General features: G+C 46.3%; 17 protein-coding genes. 12 read left to right on the plus strand and 5 right to left on the minus strand.

What is annotated here, in order from left to right:
• Positions 1-1662, minus strand: a complete 1662-nt coding sequence (locus tag M2134_RS13920) for a histidine kinase (protein WP_280751984.1) — start codon at positions 1660-1662, stop codon at positions 1-3.
• Positions 1663-1820: 158 nt separating this feature from the next.
• Here M2134_RS13920 and M2134_RS13925 point away from each other — a divergent pair, with 158 nt between their 5' ends.
• The 3 genes from M2134_RS13925 to M2134_RS13935 all read left to right on the plus strand — a co-directional run bounded on the left by M2134_RS13925 (position 1821) and on the right by M2134_RS13935 (position 7148).
• The gene (locus M2134_RS13925) at positions 1821-2981 is read left to right on the plus strand and encodes a VWA domain-containing protein (RefSeq protein WP_280751983.1); all 1161 of its coding nucleotides are present in this window, start codon (positions 1821-1823) and stop codon (positions 2979-2981) included.
• A 306-nt stretch (positions 2982-3287) separates the two neighbouring features.
• Positions 3288-5882: a DNA gyrase subunit A gene (gene gyrA, locus M2134_RS13930; protein ID WP_280751982.1), complete on the plus strand. Its 2595-nt coding sequence runs from the start codon at positions 3288-3290 to the stop codon at positions 5880-5882.
• A 42-nt stretch (positions 5883-5924) separates the two neighbouring features.
• Complete coding sequence (locus tag M2134_RS13935; protein ID WP_280751981.1) at positions 5925-7148, plus strand: tetratricopeptide repeat protein; 1224 nt, start codon at positions 5925-5927, stop codon at positions 7146-7148.
• 85 nt (positions 7149-7233) lie between these two features.
• Here the strand turns inward: M2134_RS13935 and M2134_RS13940 are convergent, their stop codons facing one another.
• Together M2134_RS13940 and M2134_RS13945 are read right to left on the minus strand one after the other, a co-directional pair.
• Entirely contained in the window at positions 7234-7674 is a 441-nt protein-coding gene (locus M2134_RS13940) for a DUF695 domain-containing protein (protein ID WP_280751980.1), read from the minus strand.
• Positions 7671-8600, minus strand: a complete 930-nt coding sequence (locus tag M2134_RS13945) for a transporter (protein WP_280751979.1) — start codon at positions 8598-8600, stop codon at positions 7671-7673. The genes M2134_RS13940 and M2134_RS13945 overlap by 4 nt, the downstream gene beginning before the upstream one ends.
• A 123-nt stretch (positions 8601-8723) precedes the next feature.
• On the opposite strand from M2134_RS13945, the gene M2134_RS13950 reads away from it, so the two are divergent.
• Positions 8724-9413, plus strand: a complete 690-nt coding sequence (locus tag M2134_RS13950; RefSeq protein WP_280751978.1) for a DNA alkylation repair protein — start codon at positions 8724-8726, stop codon at positions 9411-9413.
• On the opposite strand, the gene M2134_RS13955 is transcribed toward M2134_RS13950, so the two are convergent.
• Positions 9414-10451 (minus strand): PmoA family protein, encoded by a 1038-nt coding sequence (locus tag M2134_RS13955; protein WP_280751977.1) that lies wholly within the window; start codon positions 10449-10451, stop codon positions 9414-9416.
• 14 nt (positions 10452-10465) lie between these two features.
• Complete coding sequence (locus M2134_RS13960) at positions 10466-11812, minus strand: Gfo/Idh/MocA family oxidoreductase (RefSeq protein ID WP_280751976.1); 1347 nt, start codon at positions 11810-11812, stop codon at positions 10466-10468.
• Positions 11813-12222: 410 nt separating this feature from the next.
• On the opposite strand from M2134_RS13960, the gene hisG reads away from it, so the two are divergent.
• The 8 genes from hisG to M2134_RS14000 all read left to right on the plus strand — a co-directional run.
• Entirely contained in the window at positions 12223-13074 is an 852-nt protein-coding gene (gene hisG / locus M2134_RS13965; RefSeq protein ID WP_280751975.1) for an ATP phosphoribosyltransferase, read from the plus strand.
• Between the two features lie 2 nt (positions 13075-13076).
• Entirely contained in the window at positions 13077-14360 is a 1284-nt protein-coding gene (gene hisD / locus M2134_RS13970) for a histidinol dehydrogenase (protein ID WP_280751974.1), read from the plus strand.
• 74 nt (positions 14361-14434) lie between these two features.
• A complete protein-coding gene (hisC, locus tag M2134_RS13975; RefSeq protein ID WP_280751973.1) occupies positions 14435-15475 on the plus strand; it encodes a histidinol-phosphate transaminase in 1041 nt (346 codons plus the stop codon).
• Positions 15472-16602 (plus strand): bifunctional histidinol-phosphatase/imidazoleglycerol-phosphate dehydratase HisB, encoded by a 1131-nt coding sequence (gene hisB, locus M2134_RS13980; RefSeq protein WP_280751972.1) that lies wholly within the window; start codon positions 15472-15474, stop codon positions 16600-16602. The genes hisC and hisB overlap by 4 nt, the downstream gene beginning before the upstream one ends.
• A 58-nt stretch (positions 16603-16660) precedes the next feature.
• On the plus strand, positions 16661-17050 hold the full coding sequence (locus tag M2134_RS13985) for a lipocalin-like domain-containing protein (RefSeq protein WP_280751971.1): 390 nt from the start codon (positions 16661-16663) through the stop codon (positions 17048-17050).
• 646 nt (positions 17051-17696) lie between these two features.
• A complete protein-coding gene (locus M2134_RS13990; RefSeq protein ID WP_280751970.1) occupies positions 17697-20879 on the plus strand; it encodes an RHS repeat domain-containing protein in 3183 nt (1060 codons plus the stop codon).
• 14 nt (positions 20880-20893) lie between these two features.
• Positions 20894-22081 carry a T9SS type A sorting domain-containing protein gene (locus M2134_RS13995; protein WP_280751969.1) on the plus strand — a complete coding sequence of 396 codons (1188 nt, stop codon included), beginning with the start codon at positions 20894-20896 and terminating at the stop codon, positions 22079-22081.
• A gap of 12 nt (positions 22082-22093) precedes the next feature.
• A partial coding sequence (locus tag M2134_RS14000) for a DUF6443 domain-containing protein (RefSeq protein WP_280751968.1) occupies positions 22094-22770 on the plus strand: 677 nt, incomplete at its 3' end.

Genomic DNA, 22770 nt, shown 5'->3' on the forward strand with positions numbered 1-22770 from the left:
TTATTCAACTGTTTTTAAGGGGAAACATAAGGTGACGACCACGCCTGTGCCTTCATCCGGGGTTTTATCGCGTATATCCAGTGTGATATGTGTATGGTAAAGGCTGTTGAGCAATAGGATACGTTCCCGCGTATTACTGATTCCCCGCGAATTATATTTGCGCTGGTTCTCTGTTTTCAGTTCTTTGCTTTGCCGGAGTCCGATGCCATTGTCTTCCACAACTACACACAAACGGTTTCTCTGCTGCCTGACCGACAGGCGTAAATGCCCATCTTTTTCTTTATAACGCAACCCGTGCCAGATAGCATTCTCCAACTGAGGTTGAATAAGCATGCCGGGGATCAGTGTGCGTTCCGCGTCAAGGTGTTCGTCTATCGTGATCTCATATTGGAATTTGTCCGGAAAGCGCATATGTTCAAGCTCGAGGTATTCGCGCAATTGCTCCATTTCGGTGTCCAGCGAGGTAAAGTCTTTGTTCGAGTTTTCCATCATATTACGCATCAAACGGGAGTAAGAGGAGAGATAGCGGTTGGCCTCCAACTCTTTGTTTTGCGCGATAAACTGATTGACGCTGTTAAGGCTGTTGAATATGAAATGCGGATTCATTTCTCTTCTCAGCGATTGAAGCGCAATGCGCTTGTTGCGTTGCCGGATCGAATACCAGGCCCTTAACATGAAAAGCATGAAGATGGCAATCAAAACAATAAACACAAACAGGGCGGTGTTGATCGTGTTTTGTTTCTTAATCAACTGATCCTTCAGTACACGCTCTTTCTCAAGTTGGGCGATACGCGCTTCATGCACTTCAAAAAAGCGCTTGTCGATCAACGTGCTGTCGGCTTTCACCAGCGTTTCCAGGCGACCGACGAAATCGGCGTATGCCTTCAAGGCCTCGGTTGTTTTCCTGGATTTCAGTTGTTGCTCGACCAGCATTTCCAGCGATTGCTTTGCTTCCAGCGTATGTCCCTGGCTGATGGCCAGGTCGTAGGCCTGCTTCAACGACTCCGTCGCCTTTTCGTATTGACTGTCGGCAGCATATACATGAGCGATGTTGCGTTGCGCCTTTCCTACGATCTGTGGTTGGTCCGGAGCAACTTCAATGGCTTGTTGCAGATTACTGATCGCCTCTTCTTTCTGATTCATTTCGAGATTGATTTCTGCCATCTGCTGGAAAGCGACAGCCTGCTCCTCCGGCTGTTGCAAGATCTCCAGGTTGCGCTTCAGAAAAGTAGCTTGTTTGGCAGGGTTCGAAACGTTTTGCAGGCGCTGATAGTCGTTCTGGTTTACCTCTTTGAATAGTTCGTTTTTGGAGAGCTGCCCGGCGGTGGTGAAGTTGACTTTTGCTTCCGAAAATTTGTTTTGTGCCTCCTGCACTTTGGCTATTTCTCGGGCAACAAGGGCTACCTGTTCCTTGTCTTTCAGACGATTGAATAGCAAAAGAGCATTTTGGAGGTAGTTTTCCGCCTTCTCGTATTCTCCCTGAGAGGCCAGCTCTTTCCCCAGTATCAGATAGTTCTGTGCCACTTTTTCATCCGAATCCTCCTCCAGCGACTGCGTCAGGTCGATAACGGCCCTTTGTACTCCCGTTTTCTTTACGGGGAGATCCTGTGCGCCGGAGATGACCGGAATAACGATGCATATAAGTACCAAAATATACCTCATGTCGGATTTGCCTTTTTGCGGGAGTAAAGTAAATACAATTAACCCATTTATACCCTACGTTTCACCCATTCAAACCATTGGTTGACCCATTCTCCCCGTTTAGTCATTTTTTTAGCCACTACATTTGAGATCATAAACCTATTAAAAATAATTTAGATATGAAACGATTCATCTTACTTACCGTGTTGTTTGTTTCTTTGTTGATCTCTGTTCAGGCAACAAAAAGCGAAGTGACAGGTATACCTGTCCGGTCCGAGTCGGCAGCCAAAGCTCCCAAGATTCAGGTGGCTATATTATTGGACACCTCCGGTAGTATGCAAGGACTTATAGAGCAAGCCAAATCGCGCCTCTGGCATATCGTAAATACATTGACCACCCTGAAATACAAAGGGAAAACACCTCATGTGGAGATTGCCCTTTATGAATATGGCAGCTACCATCGCTATAACGGCGATTTTATCCGCCAGATTACTCCGTTGACCACCGACCTGGATCTGATCTCCCGGGAGCTGTTTGCCCTGACAACCGGCGGGAGCGATGAATACTGCGGAACGGTGATCTCCCGGGCTGTCAAGGAACTGGAATGGGGCCGCGACGAAGCCGATATGAAGCTGATCTACATTGCGGGTAACGAGGTATTCGAACAGGGAAGTATCTCTTACAAAGTGGCCATCCCTGATGCCGTTGAAAAGAATATCTATACCAATACGATCCATTGTGGCGACCGCTCTACCGGCATCCGTGATCTGTGGAAAAAGGCGGCAGACCTGGGAGAAGGGATGTTTTTCAATATCGACGCCAACCGTATGGTACGCTATTTTGAAACGCCTTACGACGACCGTATCGATCATTTGAACCAATTATTGAATGATACCTATATTGGATACGGTCGGATGGGAGCGGAGCGAAAGATGCTTCAGGCGGAACAGGATCAGAATGCCAAATCGATCTCTGTCGCCAATTATGCCGAACGGGCTGTCAGCAAAAGCAAAGCCATTTATAATAATAGCAGTTGGGATCTGATCGACAAAGTGAGCCAGGATAAAAATGCGCTGAAAGAGATAAAGAAGGAGGAATTACCCCAGGAACTACAGGCCTTATCCACCTCTGAACTACAGGCCTATGTACAGGATAAATCGGCAAAACGCGATTCGCTTCAAAGTAAGATTGCCGACCTTGCCGTTCAGCGACAGGAGTATATCGATAAGCGCCTAAAAAAAGAGGGAGAACCGGGCGACGACCTCGGCCATGCCATCACCCAATCCCTGATCGGTTTCGCACAACAAAAAGGGTACGAAATCCCGGCTATCTCAAAATGACAAAATGAAAGCAAAAAGAGGGTTTTGCTTTACAATATGATACGTTAAAAAGTGTTACTCGCGGGACTAATTTTAAATACCCCTACGTTTTTGGAAAAATAGTCGGTCGATTTTGACAAAATGTCAAATTGGGAATCTTCCCATTTCCTTCAATTTGAATATAAAACTCCCTGCATTCTGTCTCAACATCGTAAAAGGCTTCCGTACGAAAAAATCGCTTCAAATCCTTTTGTAGTAAAGAGAAAAGCCTTACCTTAGTGCGATTTTTCAGTGATGAAATTGTGCGTATATTAAATAAATAGCTAAATGATTGATCAAGACAGAATTATAAAGATCAACATCGAGGATGAGATGAAATCGGCTTACATTGACTATTCTATGTCGGTTATCGTTTCGAGAGCTCTTCCTGATGTAAGGGATGGTTTTAAACCGGTTCACCGTCGTGTATTATTTGGGATGAATGAACTGGGCAATACATCCGACAAACCGTATAAAAAATCTGCCAGAATTGTAGGAGACGTTTTAGGTAAATATCACCCACATGGTGATAGCTCCGTTTATTTTGCCATGGTACGTTTGGCTCAACCGTGGTCATTGCGTTACCCGTTGGTTGACGGCCAGGGAAACTTCGGTTCCGTCGATGGTGATAGCCCTGCAGCTATGCGTTATACTGAGGCCCGTTTGAGTAAATTGGCTGAAGAAATGTTGCGGGATATCGAAAAAGATACGATTGATTTCCAGTTAAACTTCGATGATACATTAAAAGAACCAACCGTTCTGCCTACACGCATACCGAATCTATTGATTAATGGTGCTTCGGGTATTGCGGTAGGGATGGCTACCAATATGCCGCCTCACAATATGACAGAGGTGTTGAATGGCTGTATGGCTTACATCGATAACCGCGGTGAGATCGAGATCGACGAATTGATGGAATACATCAAAGCGCCCGACTTCCCGACCGGTGCTACGATCTATGGCTACCAGGGCGTGAAAGACGCTTTTGAAACGGGTAGAGGACGTATCATCCTGCGTGGTAAGGCAGAGATTGAAGTCGAAAACAATCACGAGAAGATTGTTATTACGGAAATCCCTTACCTTGTTAATAAGGCGGAGTTGATTAAACACATTGCCGACCTGGTGAATGAAAAACGCCTGGAGGGTATATCGAATGTCAACGATGAGTCTGACCGCCACGGTATGCGCATTGTCGTAGATGTGAAGCGCGATGCCAACTCCAGTGTGATTCTGAATAAACTGTATAAACTGACTGCGCTCCAATCCTCTTTCAGTGTGAATAACATCGCATTGGTCAACGGCCGTCCACGGCAATTGAACCTGAAGGATATGATCAAGGCATTCGTAGATCATCGCCAGGAGGTGGTGATCAGACGTACACGCTACGATCTGAGAAAGGCAGAAGAACGCGCGCATATCCTGGAAGGATTATTGATTGCCTCCGATAATATCGACGAGGTGATTGCTATCATCCGCTCATCATCCAGCCCGCAGGAAGCGATCGAACGTTTGATCGAGCGTTTCGGACTGACCGATATACAGGCCAGAGCGATTGTGGAAATGCGTCTTCGTCAGCTCACCGGACTGGAACAGAATAAACTACGCGCCGAATATGAAGAGATAGAACGCTTAATCGCCTCCTACAAAGAGATTCTGGAAAATGAAGACCGTTGTATGGAAGTGGTGAAAGAAGAATTACAGGAGATCAATGATAAGTATGGTGATGATCGCAAAACGGACATTATCTATGCTTCGGAAGAATTGAATCCGGAAGACTTCTATGCCGACGACGAGATGATTATCACCATCTCACATATGGGTTATATCAAACGTACGCCGCTGTCTGAGTTCCGTGCCCAGGGACGTGGCGGAGTAGGAGCGAAGGGCTCCGAAACCCGCGACGAAGACTTTGTGGAGTATATCTATCCGGCATCGATGCATGCCACCCTGTTGATCTTCACGGCCAAAGGTAAGTGCTACTGGCTGAAGGTATATGAAATTCCGGAAGGAGCGAAGAATGCCAAGGGACGTGCTATTCAGAACCTCTTGAATATCGAAGCCGACGACAAGATCCAGGCCTTTATCCGCGTGAAGAAACTGACCACCGATACGGAATTCATCAATTCACATTACCTGTTGTTCTGTACGAAGAGCGGGGTGATCAAGAAAACATTGCTTGAAGCCTACTCACGTCCTCGTCAGAATGGTGTAAACGCCATTACGCTGCGGGAAGGTGATGGGTTAATACAAGTTAAAATGACCAATGGCGATAACGAAGTATTAATCGCCAATCGCAACGGTCGCGCAATTCGTTTCCACGAAAGTGCAGTGCGCACCATGGGACGTACGGCGTCGGGCGTACGCGGTATGACCCTGGATGGCCCTGATGATGAGGTGGTTGGAATGATCACCATCAAGGATATGGAAAACGAGACCGTACTGGTTGTTTCCGAACAGGGCTATGGCAAGCGCTCGCATATTGAAGATTACCGAATTACTAATAGAGGTGGAAAAGGTGTAAAAACTATTAATGTCACCGAGAAGACGGGTAAACTTGTGGCCATAAAAAGTGTCACAGAAGAGAACGACTTGATGATTATCAACAAATCGGGTATAACAATCCGTATGAAAGTGGCCGATCTGTCGGTTATCGGACGCGCAACTCAGGGAGTGCGGTTGATCAATCTGGAGAAACGTCATGATGAAATTGCTTCGGTTTGTAAGGTGTTGTCTGAAACGGATGAGCAGATTGCGGAAGAAAAAGCAGAACGCGATGCCCGACTGGAAAGCCCCATCTTCGAAGTATCCGAGAATGTGGATGTGACAGATGAACAAATAGAAGAAAACAATGAGTTGCCGGAAGAGGGTGAGTCAGAAGAATAAAGAAATTTAATAAATTGAATATTAATCTCAAATTAGAATCGTATGAAACGAGTATTGTTATTATCAATGGCATTATGTGTAGCAGCATCAGCCGCTTTTGCTCAAAAGAAAGCAGTAAGCCAGGCTCAAAGCATTGCTAAAGGAAATAATGCAGATTTTGCAGAAGCACGGACACTGATAAAAGGGGCATTGGAAAATGCTGAAACCAAAGATGATCCTAAGACCTGGTATGTGGCCGGATTTGTAGAAGATCAACAATTCAGTGCGGAGAGAATGAAAGAAATGTTGGGTCAGCAGCCTAACCAATCTGTGATGTATACGGCTTTATTGAATGTGTATCCTTATCTGAAAAAATCCTATGAACTGGATCAGGCACCGGATGCCAAAGGGAAAATAAAACCGAAATACACCAAAGACATCAAAGGTATTATGACAGCTAACCATGTGTATTATGTAAATGGTGGTGCTTTCTACTTTGATGAAAGAGATTACAAAAAAGCATATGATTGTTTTGAACAATACCTGGCGGTTGCCAATGATCCGATGTTTGCCGGTGAAGCGATTGCTGTGAGAGATACGATGTATCAGACAGTTCAATACTATTCAGCTTTGGCTGCTTTGCAAATGAACGATCACGACCTTGCCTTAGCTGCTTTGGAACGTGCGAAAGACAATGAATACAAGCAAAGCGAGATCTATCAGTATATGCATTTTGAATACGAACAGCTGAAAGATACTGTGAGCATGGAGAAAGTATTGAAAGAAGGTATGGAAAAAATGCCGGAAGACGAGTACTTCTTGCTTCACCTGATCAATCTTTATATCTATTCTAACAGAAACGAAGAAGCGATCTATTATCTGGAGAAAGCTATCGCTGACAAACCGAACAGCGCTCAGCTTTATGATGTATTAGGTAGCGTGTATGAAACAGGTACAAAAGAGATGGATAAAGCAGAACAGGCTTATTCGAAAGCGTTGGAATTCGATCCTGAATTCGTGAGCGCACTCTCTAACCTGGGACGTGTTTACTACAACCAGGCGATCAACATTCAGGCAGATGCGAATATGATCAGCGACAACAAACTGTATCAGGAAGAATTGGCCAAAGCAAAGGATATGTTCCGTAAAGCACTTCCTTACTTTGAAAAAGCCTATTCGTTGAAACCCGATCAAACAGAATATATGATCGCTTTGCGTGGTATCTATTACAACCTCAGCATGAGCAAAGAATTCGACGAAATCGAAGCTAAATTAGGTGCTGAATAATTAGCGTTTTATTAGCTAAACCATAAAAAAGAGAGGCTGCCCCGATCCGGGACAGCCTCTCTTTTTATCTTAACTCATCATTCCATTACTCGTCCACCGCCCATTGCTTCATCTCATACATGTCGAGGTATTCTTCCCATTCGGGATCTACTTCGGTATATATTGAAATGGGAAGCAGCTCGAAAGGTGCCAATACCTCGTTGAGCCGTTCGCCGAATACACGGGTGGTACGGGTGTAATAGACCCATATCTTTTCGCCTCCTCCAGTGTATACGCTGGTCAGAATGGAGAGCTTATCTTTCTCCATGGCTTTCTTTAGCGCCAGTTCTACCTCTTCCATTTTTTCGGCTACCTCTTCCGAAGGCATGCCATGAGGATCGCCTTCATATTTCCAGGTGATCTCGACCCGTTCTTTGAACTTCCCTGATTCGATGAATTGGCTGAGCTCGTCGCGGCCATACACGGTGATGATATTGCCTGCTTCTCCTTCCGATAAGGCTGTAAACCATACGTTACTTAATCTCATAATGCTGTCGATTTATCTTGTTGATTGATTTGTTTTCGTTCGCGGTTTGCTTTCAGCCAAAGCTGATAGCTGTTGATGATGTTTTGCCACAGGACATAGGCCGCCGGTGCCACCGATGAGATCGGATTCAGGTAGGTCTGTGCCATCCAGATGGCCAGGATCGTGTTTTTCTGTCCCAGTCCTTGTCCCGATGAGACGGGGTCGTTGTATCGCCATCCAATCCGTCTGCCTACCAGAAACTGAAGCACGCAAATAACAAGGGCCACGATAGCCAGGCTGATCTCTACGGCATAATTGGGATCTTCCTGCTCAACGAGAAACTTAACAGTGGTTCCCGTTACCAGAGCCAATGAAAAGGCCCAGAGATAGAAGGTGAAGCCATTGAGGCGAACAAACACCTGATGGAGCTTCGGGGTGTATTTACGCATACCCCAGGCGGCGAATAGGGGTAATAACAGCATAGGCGCTATCTGCTTGCATATATAGAAGAAAGCCGAAAGGAAGGTGGTGTCCGAATGAGGCTCGATCAGTGGGAACAGGGCTGGGGCGATCAAGGCGACTGCCATATTGCAAAGCAAGGTATAACTTGTCAGAAAAGGAACACTACCTCCCAACATGCCCGTGATCACAACGGCCGCGGTAGCTGTTGGCGCCAGTACGCAGATCATGGCTCCTTGCGCGACAATAGGGTCAAACGGATAGATCGCCGCGTAAACCACCACACATCCCACCAGCTGTATCAATAATAGCCATATATGCGCTTTGTGAAAGTGAATATCGCGTGGAGAGAGCTTGCAGAAGGTGAGTAATAACATCGCAAAGATAAGGTAGGGAGTCAGGACGATCAGCCGGCTTATCCAGGGATAAGTGAGTACCCCGGTGATCATCGCCAGCGGAAGCATCCAGTCCTTTAGGAATTTCAACATAAATGGATTCTTTAATATACGGCGTAAAGGTAGTGATTTCGTCCCAAGTGGCGACCATGATTTGCCGGTTAAGCACTATATTTGTCGGATAGAAGTATGTGTCATAATAAACGATAGATAGCCATGAATAATAGTATCAATCAAAAGCTCCGGGCTTTGGCTGAGAGCGATTACAAGCAGTTTAACGAAAGACTTATTCCTACCCAATATGAAATAATAGGTATCCGCATGCCCGCGTTGAAAAAACTGGCTAAGGAGATCGCGACAAGTCCGGATGTGGAGACCTACCTCCGGCAGGCGGAATTTACTACCTACGACCATATTCTATTATACGGACTGGTGATTGCCAACCTCAAAAAGCCTTCCCTGGAAACAGTTTTCCGTTACCTGGATCCGCTCATCCTGAAATTTGATAACTGGGCACATGTGGATACGATTATATCATCGTTGAAGGTGTTTAAACTATATCCCGACGAGGTATTGGCTCATTTTCTGCCGCTTAAACAGGATGAAGGAGAGTTTACGAAACGTGTTTTCGTGATTGTCTTGATGGACTTTTTCCTGAACGATACCTATATAGACGTGGCGTTGAAACATTTCCAAGAGGTACCTCAGGGGCAATATTATGTGGATATGGCAATCGCTTGGGCGCTTAGTGTGGGGTTAATCAAATACTACGACAAGACACTTCCGCTTTTGGAGCAACAGCGATTCTCCCGTTTCGTACACAATAAATCCATTCAGAAAGCCCGTGAGAGTTACCGCATCAGTCCGGAAACAAAGGCGTTTCTGAATACGTTGAAAGTGAAGTAGTCAGCGATTAAACTCCTCAAAAGCAGTATCGATCTCCCGGTCTTCGGCATACGAACCGGTTTTGATCAGGATTTTATGCCTGAAGGTTACCGACTCACCCGGCAATAGGGTCAGGGAGGCAGCGGGGGTTTCCGCATGGAAGCTTTTGCTGCCTAAATTATTCACGGCAAACAGGCCATATCCGCGGGTATGCCAATGAGCCGGGAAGCCGGGGTTCTCTTTGTGGTCGAGTATGGCAACTGTTGTCTTATCGCCCTCTTTCTCGGCCGAGACGCTGGCCCATCCGGCTCTTTTCCCCCAGGTACCACTCTCTTTCTCGTCGCCCAAGCTGTTGCGGTAGAGGCCGTTTACGCCGTCGTTGTTGACCGTCCGTTCCGCCATCGGCAGTTTGTCGTCACCTATGCGCAGGACGGGAGCCTCCGATACCTCTTCAAATGCTTTGTCCATGCGTATGCCTAATAACCCCTCTTTGCTGTCGGAAAAGACAACTGTATCGGCTTGTGCCGTCAGGGTGATGATATGCTCAATAGTACGCATCTCCTTTTCTGCTCCGAAAATATAACGGGTCTCTGCCTTTAGGAGCGTTTTGCCCGTAGGATCGTTCCAGTCCGACTGAGCTGTTAATGTTGCCTGCTTCGCTCCGTTGGTTTTCTCCGTTATGCCCTTATGCAGAATGCTTCCGTATCGTGGTTTGTTGGCCTCCGGTATATTGTACGAATTATTCCAGAAGTCTAATCTGTTTACATTTCCGTAATTGAACCACAAGCCGAGATGGTGCGGATGATCGACCCGCTCTCCCGGTTGGGGATTGGCGGGGAAACCGCGTGTCAGATCAACCCCATGGGCGTTATAGATTGGGTATAAGATAGGCTTTTCCATCGTTTCAGGCCAGGCGTAGGAGGTGAAGAGGTGGCCGTCGTAGAAGATGTCCACCCGCTTTTCTGATAGCTGTTCGATCAGTTCAAATCCTTTTTCTTTTTGCCCACACGAGGTCAATATAACCGCACATACGACGGCTTGCCAAATACTTCTTCTCATAATGATTCTATGTATTACAGATGAAACACTTTGCCTCCCGCCAATACTTCTTGCCGGGCGGTATCGAATGTCGCCTTTTCACCGGTGCGAAGAGCCGCCGTGCACATGATATTGGCAATGGAATGATTATAACCTGCTTCCACCGATGCATTGGGTTGTTTGCGGCTTCGGATACACTCCATCCAGTTGCGCATATGCAGGTTGGTCATCGGGTCGGAACCGGTATTCGAGTCGGTCGCCACCTGTACCGAAGGTAGATCATACGTTTCTAACAGGTTGGCCTCCATGCCCATATCGGCGGCATAGCGTCCGGTCAATCCGCCGTCGGGCGTAATCTTATTGGTGTCCAGGTTGAGCGTTCCGCCATTGGAGAAATAGAGCTCTTTCACGCCTCCTGCGCTGTTGTGCATACGGGAAGAGTAAACCACCTGGAAGGCGTTTGTTCCATCGTCGTTTCCATAATCGAACACCGCCGTCATGGTGTCGTAGTTGCTGCGTCCGTCTTTCCATTGGTAAATGCCACCGTTGGCTCCCACAGAGCGCGGGTGGGCGTGGCCGGTAAACCAATGTACCGTATCGATCTGATGCGCCATCCACTGTCCGGGTATGCCGGAAGAGTAGGGCCAGAACAGACGATACTCCAAGTATTTGCGGGCATCCCATGCTTCGTAGGGGCGGTTCATCAGGTAACGCTTCCAATCGGTGTCCTTTTCAAAGCATTGAGCCACCAGCGCCGGCCGACGCCAACGTCCCGGTTGGTTTACATTCCAGCTCATCTCCACCATGGTGACCTGTCCGAAACGGCCTGAGCGTATGAAATCATTGGCTGCATGGTAGTTAGGAGCTGATCGGCGCTGGGAGCCTATCTGCACGATTCGTCCGGTCTCTTCGACTGCTTTCCGGGCTACGCGCGCGTCGGCCATGGTCTCGGCAAAAGGCTTTTCAACGTAGGCGTCGCATCCTGCCCTGACAGCCTCTGCGCAATGAAGCGCATGTTGGAAATCGGCCGTGGCAATAATCACCGCGTCACAAATCCGGGCGTCATACATCTCTTCATTATTGCGAAACAGACGCACCTTCTTACCCCATTTTTCCTGGAAGTATTTCCCGGCCTCTTCCCGGCGACGACTCCAAAGATCGGATACCGCTACGATCTCGAATCCCAGTTCATCAGCATACGCCTGAAAAGAGGGAATTAAGGAGTTGCGGGAACGGTCTGAGAAACCGACGATGCCAACTCGTATCTTATCATTTGCCCCGTGGATGCGGGCATAACTTTCGTGACTGAAGGCCAGCCCGCCTAATGTCAGGCTCGCTGTACCCAAAATGCTTTGTTTCAGAAAATCTCTGCGTGTTGTCATGGCTCATTTATAATAAGTGATAAATAGACACTCTTTTGTTTCACGGGTAAAAGTAGCTTTTTCGAATGATCATTTTGCTAAAATGACAAGATTTTTTTGCTGGTATTTGCTGTTTGGGAATCAGAGCTCTCTTGTTTTACTTCAAATCGACATAAAGTTGGCTTGGTTTGAAACTTTTTGTTCGTTTTATTGCAGTAATAAAGAAAAAGTGTAACTTTGCGTCCAAAATAAGTGTAAAAATGAAATATTCAGTACTACATCATCATCACCATTATTACAACGGGCAGTAGTTCGGTGGGCTGAGGGTGTGTATTGTATTACATATGAAGAGAAAGGAAAAGAGGCTTGCCGTAATAGGGTGAGCCTTTTTTTGTTAATGGATAGTTGATAATTGATAAATTAGAAATAACATGCTACGAATTGCGGTACAATCAAAAGGTCGTTTATACGATGAAACAATGCTCCTGCTTCAGGAGGCAGGTATTAAACTAAACAGAGGAAAACGTATTCTTCTGCTCTCGGCGAAAGGTTTTCCGGTGGAATTGCTCTTTTTGCGCGACGATGATATTCCTCAGTCGGTAGCCAATGGCGTGGCCGATGTCGGTATCGTGGGGGAAAACGAATATGTAGAGAAAGGAGCCGAGGCGAAACTTGTCAAACGCTTGGGATTCAGTCGCTGTCGCTTGGCTTTAGCTATTCCCAAGAACGAGGAGTATCCCGGCGTATCCTGGTTTGAAGGGAAAACCATTGCCACCTCGTATCCGGAGATCCTGAAGGAGTTTTTGAAGAAGAATAAGATCAATGCCCATCTGCATGTGATCAGCGGATCGGTGGAGATAGCTCCGGGCATTGGCTTGGCGGATGCGATTTTTGATATTGTCAGTTCCGGAAGCACATTGGTCAGCAACCGCCTGAAAGAGGTGGAGGTGGTATTGCCCTGCGAAGCCCTCTTAATTGCGAATAATGATCTGGATGATGAAAAGCAAGCCATATTAGATGAATTATTATTTCGTTTTGAAGCGATCCAGCTTGCGGAAGGTAAAAAATATGTACTTTTGAATGCGCCTAAGAATAAATTGGACGATATTATCGAATTATTGCCGGGCATGCGAAGTCCTACGGTGACTCCGTTGGCGGAGAAAGATTGGGTATCGGTGCAGTCGGTGATAGCCGAGAGTCATTTTTGGGATATAATAAGCAAACTCAAGGCGTTAGGCGCTGAAGGTATTTTAGTGATACCGATTGAAAAAATGATCGTATAACAATGGAAGTCATAACTTATCCTCCCCGGGAACAATGGGCAGAACTAACACGCCGTCCTTCGTTGGATGTGACAGGGCTGTTTGACAAGGTGCGCGAAGTGCTCGAGGCCGTCCGGATCGAGGGCGACAAAGCGGTGTCTCGTTTTGGGGAGCAGTTCGACAAAGTGAAACTATCCACTTTGCTTGTGACCGATGAAGAACTACGCGAGGCGGAAGCGCTTGTGTCTGACGAGCTGAAACAGGCTATCCGCCAGGCGAAAGCAAATATCGAAACATTCCATAAGGCACAACAATTCGCCGGCGTCAAGGTAGAAACCATGCCGGGCGTCAGCTGTTGGCAGAAAGCGGTGCCTATCGAAAAGGTCGGACTCTATGTGCCGGGCGGAACGGCGCCTTTGTTTTCCACCGTATTGATGTTGGCTGTACCGGCGCGTATTGCCGGATGCCGGGAGATTGTGCTTTGTTCGCCTCCCAACCGGGAAGGGAAGATACATCCGGCCATTCTCTTTGCTGCCAAAGAGGCCGGAGTGAACCTGATTTGCAAAGCCGGAGGTATTCAGGCGATAGCCGCTATGGCTTATGGCACGGAGTCTGTTCCGAAAGTGTATAAGATATTTGGACCGGGCAATCAGTATGTCACCGCTGCCAAGCAATGGGTGAGCCTGAAGGATGTTGCTATCGATATGCCGGCGGGGCCGTCGGAGGTGCAGGTGATTGGTGATGCGACGTCGAACCCTCACTTTATTGCTTCCGATTTTCTTTCGCAAGCTGAACATGGAGTGGACAGCCAGGCACTATTGGTTACGACCTCGGCAGCCCTGATCGATCCGGTGGTCGAGGCCATAAAAGAGCAGGTGGAAATGCTTCCCCGCAAAGAGATTACGGAGAAAGCATTGCAAAACAGCCGTATCATCCTGTTGAAAGACCAGCAGGAGGTGATCGACTTTACAAATGCCTACGCACCGGAGCATCTGATAATCCAAACAGCCGACTATGCTGAACTGGCGGAAAAGGTAGAAAACGCCGGAAGCGTATTCCTGGGTCCCTATACACCGGAAAGTGCCGGCGACTATGCTTCGGGAACCAATCACACCTTGCCGACTAACGGATATGCTAAAGCATATAGTGGTGTGAACCTGGACAGCTTTATCCGGAAGATCACCTTTCAGGAGATTACCCAAGAGGGCATTCAAAACCTGGGTGAAACCATTCGCGTCATGGCGCGCAATGAGGAGCTGGAGGGGCATCGGTATGCGGTCACTTTACGAATGAAGAATGAGGAATGAGGAATGAAGAATTCGAACAACGTGAGAATCGCTTAGCCGAAGGCGTAAAGCAATGAATAATTAAAAGAATCAGTATGAAAATCGATATAAATAAAATACTAAGACCAAATATACGGGATCTAAAACCCTATTCATCGGCACGCAATGAGTTTCATGGAGAAGCATCTGTCTTTCTGGATGCCAATGAGAACCCTTGGAACCCGCCATACAACCGTTATCCGGATCCTTTGCAACGGGCATTGAAGGAGAAGATCTCGATGTTGAAAGACATCGATCCTGCCTATATCTTTCTTGGAAACGGAAGTGATGAACCGATCGACCTGCTTATCCGTGCCTTTTGTGAGCCGGGGATAGACAGGATTGCCTCTATTACCCCTTCCTATGGCATGTATGAGGTATCGGCTGACACGAATAATATACCATGTATAAAAGTGCCGTTGAAAGAGGATTTTCAACTGGATGCGGCCGCTTTACTGGATGCGGTCGATGAGCATACGAAGATTATTTTCCTTTGTTCGCCCAACAATCCTTCCGGCAATCTGCTCGATCGGGCAGAGGTGTATAAGGTATTGAAATACTTCCCCGGCATAGTGGTTATTGATGAAGCCTATATCGACTTTGCCTCTTCTTATTCCTATTTGCGGGAGCTTGTCAGTCATACGAATCTGGTGGTGTTGCAAACCCTGTCGAAAGCCTGGGGAGTAGCAGCTATCCGTATGGGTATGGCATTTGCTTCGCCGGAGATTATTGGCGTATTGAACAAGATTAAATACCCTTATAATATCAATCAACTGACGCAGGAGTATGCCTTAAAAGTGCTTGATAATGTATCTGTTATGCAAGAACAATTAAAGTGGATACTTCAAGAGCGGGAAAGGCTTGCAAAGACATTGACGGAAGCACCTTATCACTTCAAGGTCTATCCCTCGGACGCCAATTTCCTGTTGGTGGAAGTGGGTGATGCGAATGGGATCTATAAGGCATTGACAGGCGATGGGGTAGTGGTGCGTAATCGCCATAACGTGGCGTTGTGTGCCGGTTGCCTGCGCATCACGATTGGTACACCCGAAGAGAATAATAAATTGCTTAATTCATTGAACACAATACTATCATGAAGAAACGAGTCTTATTTATCGATCGCGACGGTACACTGGTGAAAGAACCGGCCGGGGATTATCAGTTGGATAGCCTGGAGAAGCTGGAGTTTATTCCACGGGTGATCCGTAATCTGTATTTTATCCGTAAGAACCTGGATTTTGAATTGGTTATGGTCACCAATCAGGATGGTTTGGGCACCTCCTCTTTCCCGGAAGAGACCTTCTGGCCACCACATAATATGATGTTACAGACCTTTGCCAATGAAGGTATTGCCTTTGATGATATATTGATTGACGATTCGTTTCCGGAGGATAATTCACCCAACCGCAAGCCCCGAACCGGCATGTTGAAGAAGTATATGACCGATGAATACGACCTGGAAAACAGTTATGTGATTGGTGATCGATTGACCGATATGGAACTGGCTCTTAATCTGGAAGCAAAAGGCATATGGCTGCATGGCAAAGAGGGAGCCGACGAGGAGCTGATGGCTTATCATTGCAACCTCTGGCCGGTATTGACGACCGATAACTGGGATAAGATTACCGAATATCTTTTTGCCGGTGAACGCACCGCCACGATTGATCGTGTCACCAAAGAGACAAATATTCATCTTGAACTGAATCTGGATGGCACCGGTAAGTCGGATATATCTACCGGACTCGCCTTCTTTGATCATATGCTGGAGCAGATTAGTCGCCATTCGGGCATGGACCTGACCATTCGGGCGAAAGGCGATCTGCGTGTAGATGAACATCATACCATAGAAGATACGGCTTTGGTTTTAGGCGAAGCCTTGGCGAAGGCATTAGGAGATAAACGTGGCACGGAGCGCTACGGCTTTTCTCTTCCGATGGACGATTGCCAGGCAAGTGTGGTGCTCGATTTTGGCGGTCGCCCCTGGCTGGTGTGGGACGCACCCTTTTTCCGGGAACGAATTGGGGATGTGTCGACGGAGATGTTCTTTCATTTCTTCAAAAGCCTAAGCGACGCGGCAAAGATGAATTTGAATATCAAAGCCGAAGGAACGAATGAGCACCATAAAATAGAGAGTATCTTCAAAGCGTTAGCACGTGCCATCAGGATGGCCATCAAGCGTAATATCTATAAATACGAATTGCCAAGTACCAAAGGATCACTTTAATATCGATAATTGTATGCATAGTCCCTTTAAGCAATCAGTCTTAGCCTTAAGGCTTCTTATGGTATTATTTACTGTCGGTTTGTTGTTTTCCTGCAAGCAGGATATAGAAACCGAATTAGATGGTAAGTGGCTGCTGCGAGAGGTGGTAACGGTGGATGGATCTGTTCAGAAGGTGGACACCGTTTGGTATAATTTTCAGAACACCTTGTTCATGTATCAGCTGTATGATGCGGCAAGTGACAGCCATTCCCATTTCTATGGCTTTAAGAACAAGGGCGATGAGAAACATTTTCAGCTGGAAATGAAACCTTACGTGTATACGGTAGACGACTTTTTGCAGCAATCAGACTGGGAAAATGGCACGCGTGCGTTTACCGTTGATAAAAAGACCCATAACAGCCTTATCCTGCATAGCGAAGGAAAAGAGTATCGCTTTGATAAGTATTGATCGATAGCCGTCTCATGCGAATGAAGGCGTGAAATTCAAAAACGATCACTCTGAATAGCGCTGCGTAATACCGTTACGTAGCGCTTCTTTTTTACACCGTTTTTTTATTCTCACCCGCATGAGAATTTTTTCTCACCCGGGTGAGAATTTTTTCTCACGGTTTTTAAAGGGCTGAGAAAAAATTCTCAGCGGTATACGCTGCTCGGGAGAGTATAACAACCGCTATAGATTAGTGGTAAGAATGGTATTTCTACGAGGGGTAATACAAAAATCATTCTTATCCAAATGGGAAAAAGTATTCATGGATATGAGATTGGCTTACCTATTCTAAATAGTTGAAAAGTGCAAAATGATAAGTTTGAAAAAAATATTTAAAATAATTTCTATTTTGTTTGGATATTAATTTGTAATTAGCTTATATTTGTGATGTTTCTTATTGGTACGTAGTTGTGCTTTGTGTAAAATGCTATTGTTAATCTTCTAAGTCGGTAAAAGTATGAAAAGTAAATAGCTTTTTTGTTTATTTGAAAACTGCTATACTTATGAAATGTTAGTGTAGTTTGCAAAAATGTAAATTCTTCAATGAGTAAAAATAAAATAGTTTCTAAGCCATAAATAATACCACACCATTTAATTCTGTAGAAATATGAAACGAATGATAATGCAAACAAGTTTTGTATGCTGTTTGGTCGCTATGTTCTCTATAGCTGCCTACGGACAAGAAAGAAATAGCACTAGTTCCTCTGATACGGAGACGTCGGGAAAGGAGGATACCACCTTTGTGCAGCCGATTCAAACAGCCACCTCCACTCACTCCTTGTTTCCGGTTATTCCCACTTCGCCACAGGCGGAAGCTATCGGTCGTTATGGGGAATATGGTGTTAATTATTCTACCGGTACTCCTGATATCTCAATACCTCTACACGAGATAAATCATTATGGTTATAAAATACCCGTTTCTTTGCGCTATTATCCTCATGTCTTGAAGCCTGGATATAACTATGATGTTTTTGGATTGGGATGGGGGTTGTCGGTCAATAGCTGTATATCGCGTACGATTGAATTTGTGCCTGATGAAAAAAACGGATTTCAATTGCAAACAAATAAACTAAACGATTACCTGACGGCTAGTATGACTATAGATGGCTATCAAAAATACGACTATAACTATGATAAATTCACCGCAACCCTTCCCGACGGTTCTTCTTTCGATTTTGTCATTCAGAAAGAGGGGAGTGGTCTGACTTATATGGTTTCCGATGATCGGCAGGTTAAAATAAGCTGCAGCTATAATACATCAAATATTCAATCTTTTACGGTGATTGATGAATCCGGAATAACATATACCTTTGCCGGAGGAGACGCTCCCTATTGGATGGGATTCCTTTATAACGATAGTTATGTATCCTGGCGGCTGACACAGATCGATCTGCCACATTCTACAGAACCGATCGTTTTCAATTATGCTTATACCATCCAAAGCGTAGCTCATGGTACTTTCTACGAAAATGCCCTTTTGTTCCAGAGTGGATATAATTTCTCTCCACCACCATATGAAACCGCTTCTACCGTTCAGGTACGGAATGTGGCGGAGACACCCCTTACGGCTTATAAAATGAAACTACTCTCTTCCATTAGTTATGGAAGAAGCCAGCTCTTGCTGACCTATTCCAATACGAATGCCACTTCTAGCCATAATTATGTAACCCGGATAGAGGTGAAGGATAACTCACAACTTGTCCGGCGGATCGACCTGGGCATGACAACAATGCCTTTCTATATTCCTGGGGCTCCCACAGAAGGCTATTCATTAGCGAAACTAACTTCGCTTACGATCAAGGGTTCTAATGAAACAACCCCTTCTCTTGTTTATGGTTTTTCCTACCAAAGTAATGCCAGTGTGTTCAATAGTCTTGACCACTGGGGGTACTTGAAAACCGGAAGTACTTCGAATGGCGTAGCAAACCTGAATATGTTTGTGGAATTTGATTGCAACGACGCGACTTCTCAGTTAATGAGTTCGGTGGCGCAGAAGATTACCAAACTTTCCACAGACCTGACTCCTTTCGATAAGGTGAAACTCTCCCGGACTACAGCCAATATCCGGGAACCGGCAACCCCGCAGCAACACGGCGTGCTTTCGCGTATCACCTATCCTACCGGAGGCTATACCCTGTTTGAGTTTGAGAACCACCGCTTTCTCTCTTCTACAGATGCAAATGGTAATTACATCCATGATTCCTATAAAAAAGTAGTGGCCACGGCCGCCGGTTTCCGGATCCGGAAGATTACCAATTACAGTGCAGCCGGTGAGATGGCAGGTCTGAAACTTTTCCGTTACGGAAAGCCTTATTCACAGGCCGCCAACGATAATATTCATTTTACTACTCCCTATATTACAAATGCAAATTTCCATACGGGGGTAGGTGAAGCGGTGGTTGATCCCAATATTCTTACCTATTGTAAAAGTGCAGGGGTCTACTGTTATGATATCCCGGATTTTTTCCCTCTTCGGAACATGATACTCGGATTGAATGCAAATGGAGTATCGGCCTCTTTCTCTAATCCCTTCCGATTACTTCCTTATACAAATGTATCCTGGATCTGGGAAACTGTTTTCAGCGCCTCCAATTTTCGTCGACTGGTAGATGGGCGGAATCCGGTGCTCTATCCTTATGTAACCGTTTATTATGGGGAAGTGGAGGATAATCTCAGCTATGTACCCGGAAATACAACGGGGAAAACCAGTTATGAATACGATGTCTATGAAGATTCCCCTTATGGTTATAGTTTTTTTGAACGCCTCTATCAATCAAGTGATGGGCATTACATGTATTATGAACCTAAGAAATATCACTATGGCAGGTTGAAAACGAAAAGCGACTATATTGTAAACGAAAACCGTTTTTATATGTTGCAAAGTGAGACATACAGCTGGAATTATTCTTTCAGTTACCTGTTCGATTATTTCTTTTATAATCCTTATGTTGATAATCTGTATCCCGGACAGAGTATCTGGGTTGGTACCTATTTCAAAACGAAGCGTTATTATCTGGGAAGAGCCCGACTTGCTTCTAAAAGACAAGACACTTACCAGATTGGCGCAAGCCCTGTTACGATACAGGAAAGCTATGGCTACAACAACCGGAACCAGCTTTCGAATAAATATGTGACCAACAGCAAAGGAACAACATATGTTACCTCCTATGAGTATCCGCAGAGCAACAGTGCAAATAGTGTATTCCAAGAGATGGCTACTGCAAATATTATTTCTCCTGTTGTGGCAGAAACGGTCTCGCTCTCCTCTACCACAGGCACAAAGGTGTCCGGCCATAAGATTGATTACGGCACCTTCCCTCCCAATGGTATCTACATGCCCTCCCAATTGCACGAATTGCGGACGGCTACATCCAGCTATATGCCGAAGGAACAGGTGCTTAGTTATACCAAATACGGAAAACCAGAAGAGGTGTTGGGAGTGGATGGCGTATACACTACTTATCTTTGGTCGTATAACCAACGCTATCTGGTAGCCGAAATAAAAAACGCCCGATACAGCCAGGTAAGCAATCTCTCGGGGGTATCTTCTGTATTGGCTTCCTCTGGTCCTACGGATGCAAGTATCGTATCCATGGGGAATACCCTCCGAAACAATCTGAAGAATGCTATGGTGACGATCTTTACCCATAAACCGCTTGTCGGAGTAACCTCCATGACTGATCCCAAAGGATTGACAATCTATTACGAATACGATCCTTTGGGGCGGCTGATCCGTACGTATGAAGCGGCGGGAACCATCCAGTCTTTCCAGTATAATTACAAACAATAATCTCCCTGATCGATATGAAAACAGCTAATTTGACATACACAACAATCAAGAAACGGCTTCTTGTTCTATTTTTTTGCCTGATGCCTCTGTTTGCGGCGGCGCAGGTCACCCGTCAGCACCATGCTGCCCGGGCGGGCGATAAGATCGTGAAGCAACAGGTACGCTTTATGGATCCGGGCGGAGCGGGCGAAGACCAGCTTTGGGATCTCAGCGGGCTGAAGGCTGAAGGGAAAGAATATATTGTGGAGTATTTTACCCCTCCTTCCCATAAGGATAGCGCCTATATCGTTATGGGGTGCGACACCTTCCCCAAAAAAGATATACAGGCGGGAGAGCTGCTTGTGGGGCTGGAGCATTATACAGCCTACTATTACCGCATCCTGAACGACCGGGTGATGTTGTTGGGGTTTGAAAACCCGGTCAACCTGATGCACTATGAAGAACCGATGCTTGTTATGAGCTATCCTTTGACTCGTGGCGGTAAGGTCAATAAAGACTACCGGGGACAGGTGATCTATTCAGGCCAGCATCCGTTGGATATTTATGGCACTCAGACGGTCGAAGCGGACGCGTCGGGCCAGATGATTCTTCCTTCAGGCGATACGTTGCAGCATGTGGTGCGTGTACGCACTGTGCAGACCATTGCCGATAATGCCCTTACCCGCAAGCAGGCATCGCAGGCGCTGTCCACCGTGATGGAGACCTGCCGGTGGTTTGTCCAAGGCTACCGTTATCCGGTGTTCGAGACAATCCGTTCGCTCGATGCGTCAAAGAGCCAAAAAGAAACGACTTTTCAGACCGCCTTTTTCTACGAGCCCGAAGCTCACTATTACTTAGAAGAAGATCCTCAAAACCAGTTGGTACAGGCCTCTTTCAAGATACAAACCCGGAGCGGTGGTGGAGCGGATGGTATCCGGTTGCCCGATAACTGGCCACTGAAGGGAACACACTGGGGGGCCAACTTCTATCCCAATCCGGTGGAGAGCCGGTTGTATGTCGATTATATGATCGATACGGAAAAAGAGGTAGCCCTGATGCTCTACGACACGGCTGGTCGCTTGTTGAAACATGTCCCTGCCGGCGATAAGAGGGCAGGAAGTTATGAGGAAATCATCGATTGCCACTCTTTGCCGACGGGTAGTTATATCCTCCGGATACAGGTGGGCAATGAGGGGAAAAGCAAAATAATTATCAAAAAGTAAACGAACTGTCCTATGAAAAATAACAATATCTTTTTAAATAGCCTGTTCATCATCGGTTTTTCTTGTCTGGTACATTTTGCCACGGCTCAGACCTCTACGCAGAACTATGTGCGTACACGGACGATGACTAACAGCGCCGGTACCTCTTATTTGGAGCAGGTGGAGTATTACGACGGCTTGGGTCGTCCCTCTCAGGTGGTCGAAGCCAAAATGGGCGGGGCAAGCCAAGACTTGGTTTCCCTTATCGAGTACGATGGTGCCGGTCGTCGTGAGAAGGTATGGCTACCGGCTGTCCGGTCAGGCAATAACAGTGCCTATGTGTCACCCTCTACGCTTAGAACCTCCTCGTCCAGTTCGAATAAGGGCGACAATAAGCCCTATTCACTGACTGTCTACGAACCATCCCCCTTGAATCGTGTGACGAAAGAGTTTGGGCCGGGTAATGACTGGCATACAAACGACCGTGCTGTGCATACCGCCTATAAGGTAAATGTCGTTGAGGCCGGTCCCTACCGGTGCCTCCGGCATATCTTCTTCGGCAGCCTCAATTCTATAATGGTGTCGCTTGCATCCGACGGCTACTATGCTGCGGGTCTGCTCTATGTCACGGAAACGAAAGATGAAGACAATAACCCTCTCTATACCTTTACGGATAAAGAGGGACATGTGATATTGACCCGTCAGATTTC

The organism is Parabacteroides sp. PM6-13, from assembly GCF_029892605.1.
Classification (GTDB): Bacteria; Bacteroidota; Bacteroidia; order Bacteroidales; family Tannerellaceae; genus QVMG01.

What these genes read in the sequence shown, in the direction of transcription:
- M2134_RS13920 (WP_280751984.1), bottom strand. Translation starts at nt 1,662, where the DNA reads ATGAGGTATATTTTGGTACTTATATGCATCGTTATTCCGGTCATCTCC.
- M2134_RS13925 (WP_280751983.1), top strand. Translation starts at nt 1,821, where the DNA reads ATGAAACGATTCATCTTACTTACCGTGTTGTTTGTTTCTTTGTTGATC.
- gyrA (WP_280751982.1), top strand. Translation starts at nt 3,288, where the DNA reads ATGATTGATCAAGACAGAATTATAAAGATCAACATCGAGGATGAGATG.
- M2134_RS13935 (WP_280751981.1), top strand. Translation starts at nt 5,925, where the DNA reads ATGAAACGAGTATTGTTATTATCAATGGCATTATGTGTAGCAGCATCA.
- M2134_RS13940 (WP_280751980.1), bottom strand. Translation starts at nt 7,674, where the DNA reads ATGAGATTAAGTAACGTATGGTTTACAGCCTTATCGGAAGGAGAAGCA.
- M2134_RS13945 (WP_280751979.1), bottom strand. Translation starts at nt 8,600, where the DNA reads ATGTTGAAATTCCTAAAGGACTGGATGCTTCCGCTGGCGATGATCACC.
- M2134_RS13950 (WP_280751978.1), top strand. Translation starts at nt 8,724, where the DNA reads ATGAATAATAGTATCAATCAAAAGCTCCGGGCTTTGGCTGAGAGCGAT.
- M2134_RS13955 (WP_280751977.1), bottom strand. Translation starts at nt 10,451, where the DNA reads ATGAGAAGAAGTATTTGGCAAGCCGTCGTATGTGCGGTTATATTGACC.
- M2134_RS13960 (WP_280751976.1), bottom strand. Translation starts at nt 11,812, where the DNA reads ATGACAACACGCAGAGATTTTCTGAAACAAAGCATTTTGGGTACAGCG.
- hisG (WP_280751975.1), top strand. Translation starts at nt 12,223, where the DNA reads ATGCTACGAATTGCGGTACAATCAAAAGGTCGTTTATACGATGAAACA.
- hisD (WP_280751974.1), top strand. Translation starts at nt 13,077, where the DNA reads ATGGAAGTCATAACTTATCCTCCCCGGGAACAATGGGCAGAACTAACA.
- hisC (WP_280751973.1), top strand. Translation starts at nt 14,435, where the DNA reads ATGAAAATCGATATAAATAAAATACTAAGACCAAATATACGGGATCTA.
- hisB (WP_280751972.1), top strand. Translation starts at nt 15,472, where the DNA reads ATGAAGAAACGAGTCTTATTTATCGATCGCGACGGTACACTGGTGAAA.
- M2134_RS13985 (WP_280751971.1), top strand. Translation starts at nt 16,661, where the DNA reads ATGGTATTATTTACTGTCGGTTTGTTGTTTTCCTGCAAGCAGGATATA.
- M2134_RS13990 (WP_280751970.1), top strand. Translation starts at nt 17,697, where the DNA reads ATGAAACGAATGATAATGCAAACAAGTTTTGTATGCTGTTTGGTCGCT.
- M2134_RS13995 (WP_280751969.1), top strand. Translation starts at nt 20,894, where the DNA reads ATGAAAACAGCTAATTTGACATACACAACAATCAAGAAACGGCTTCTT.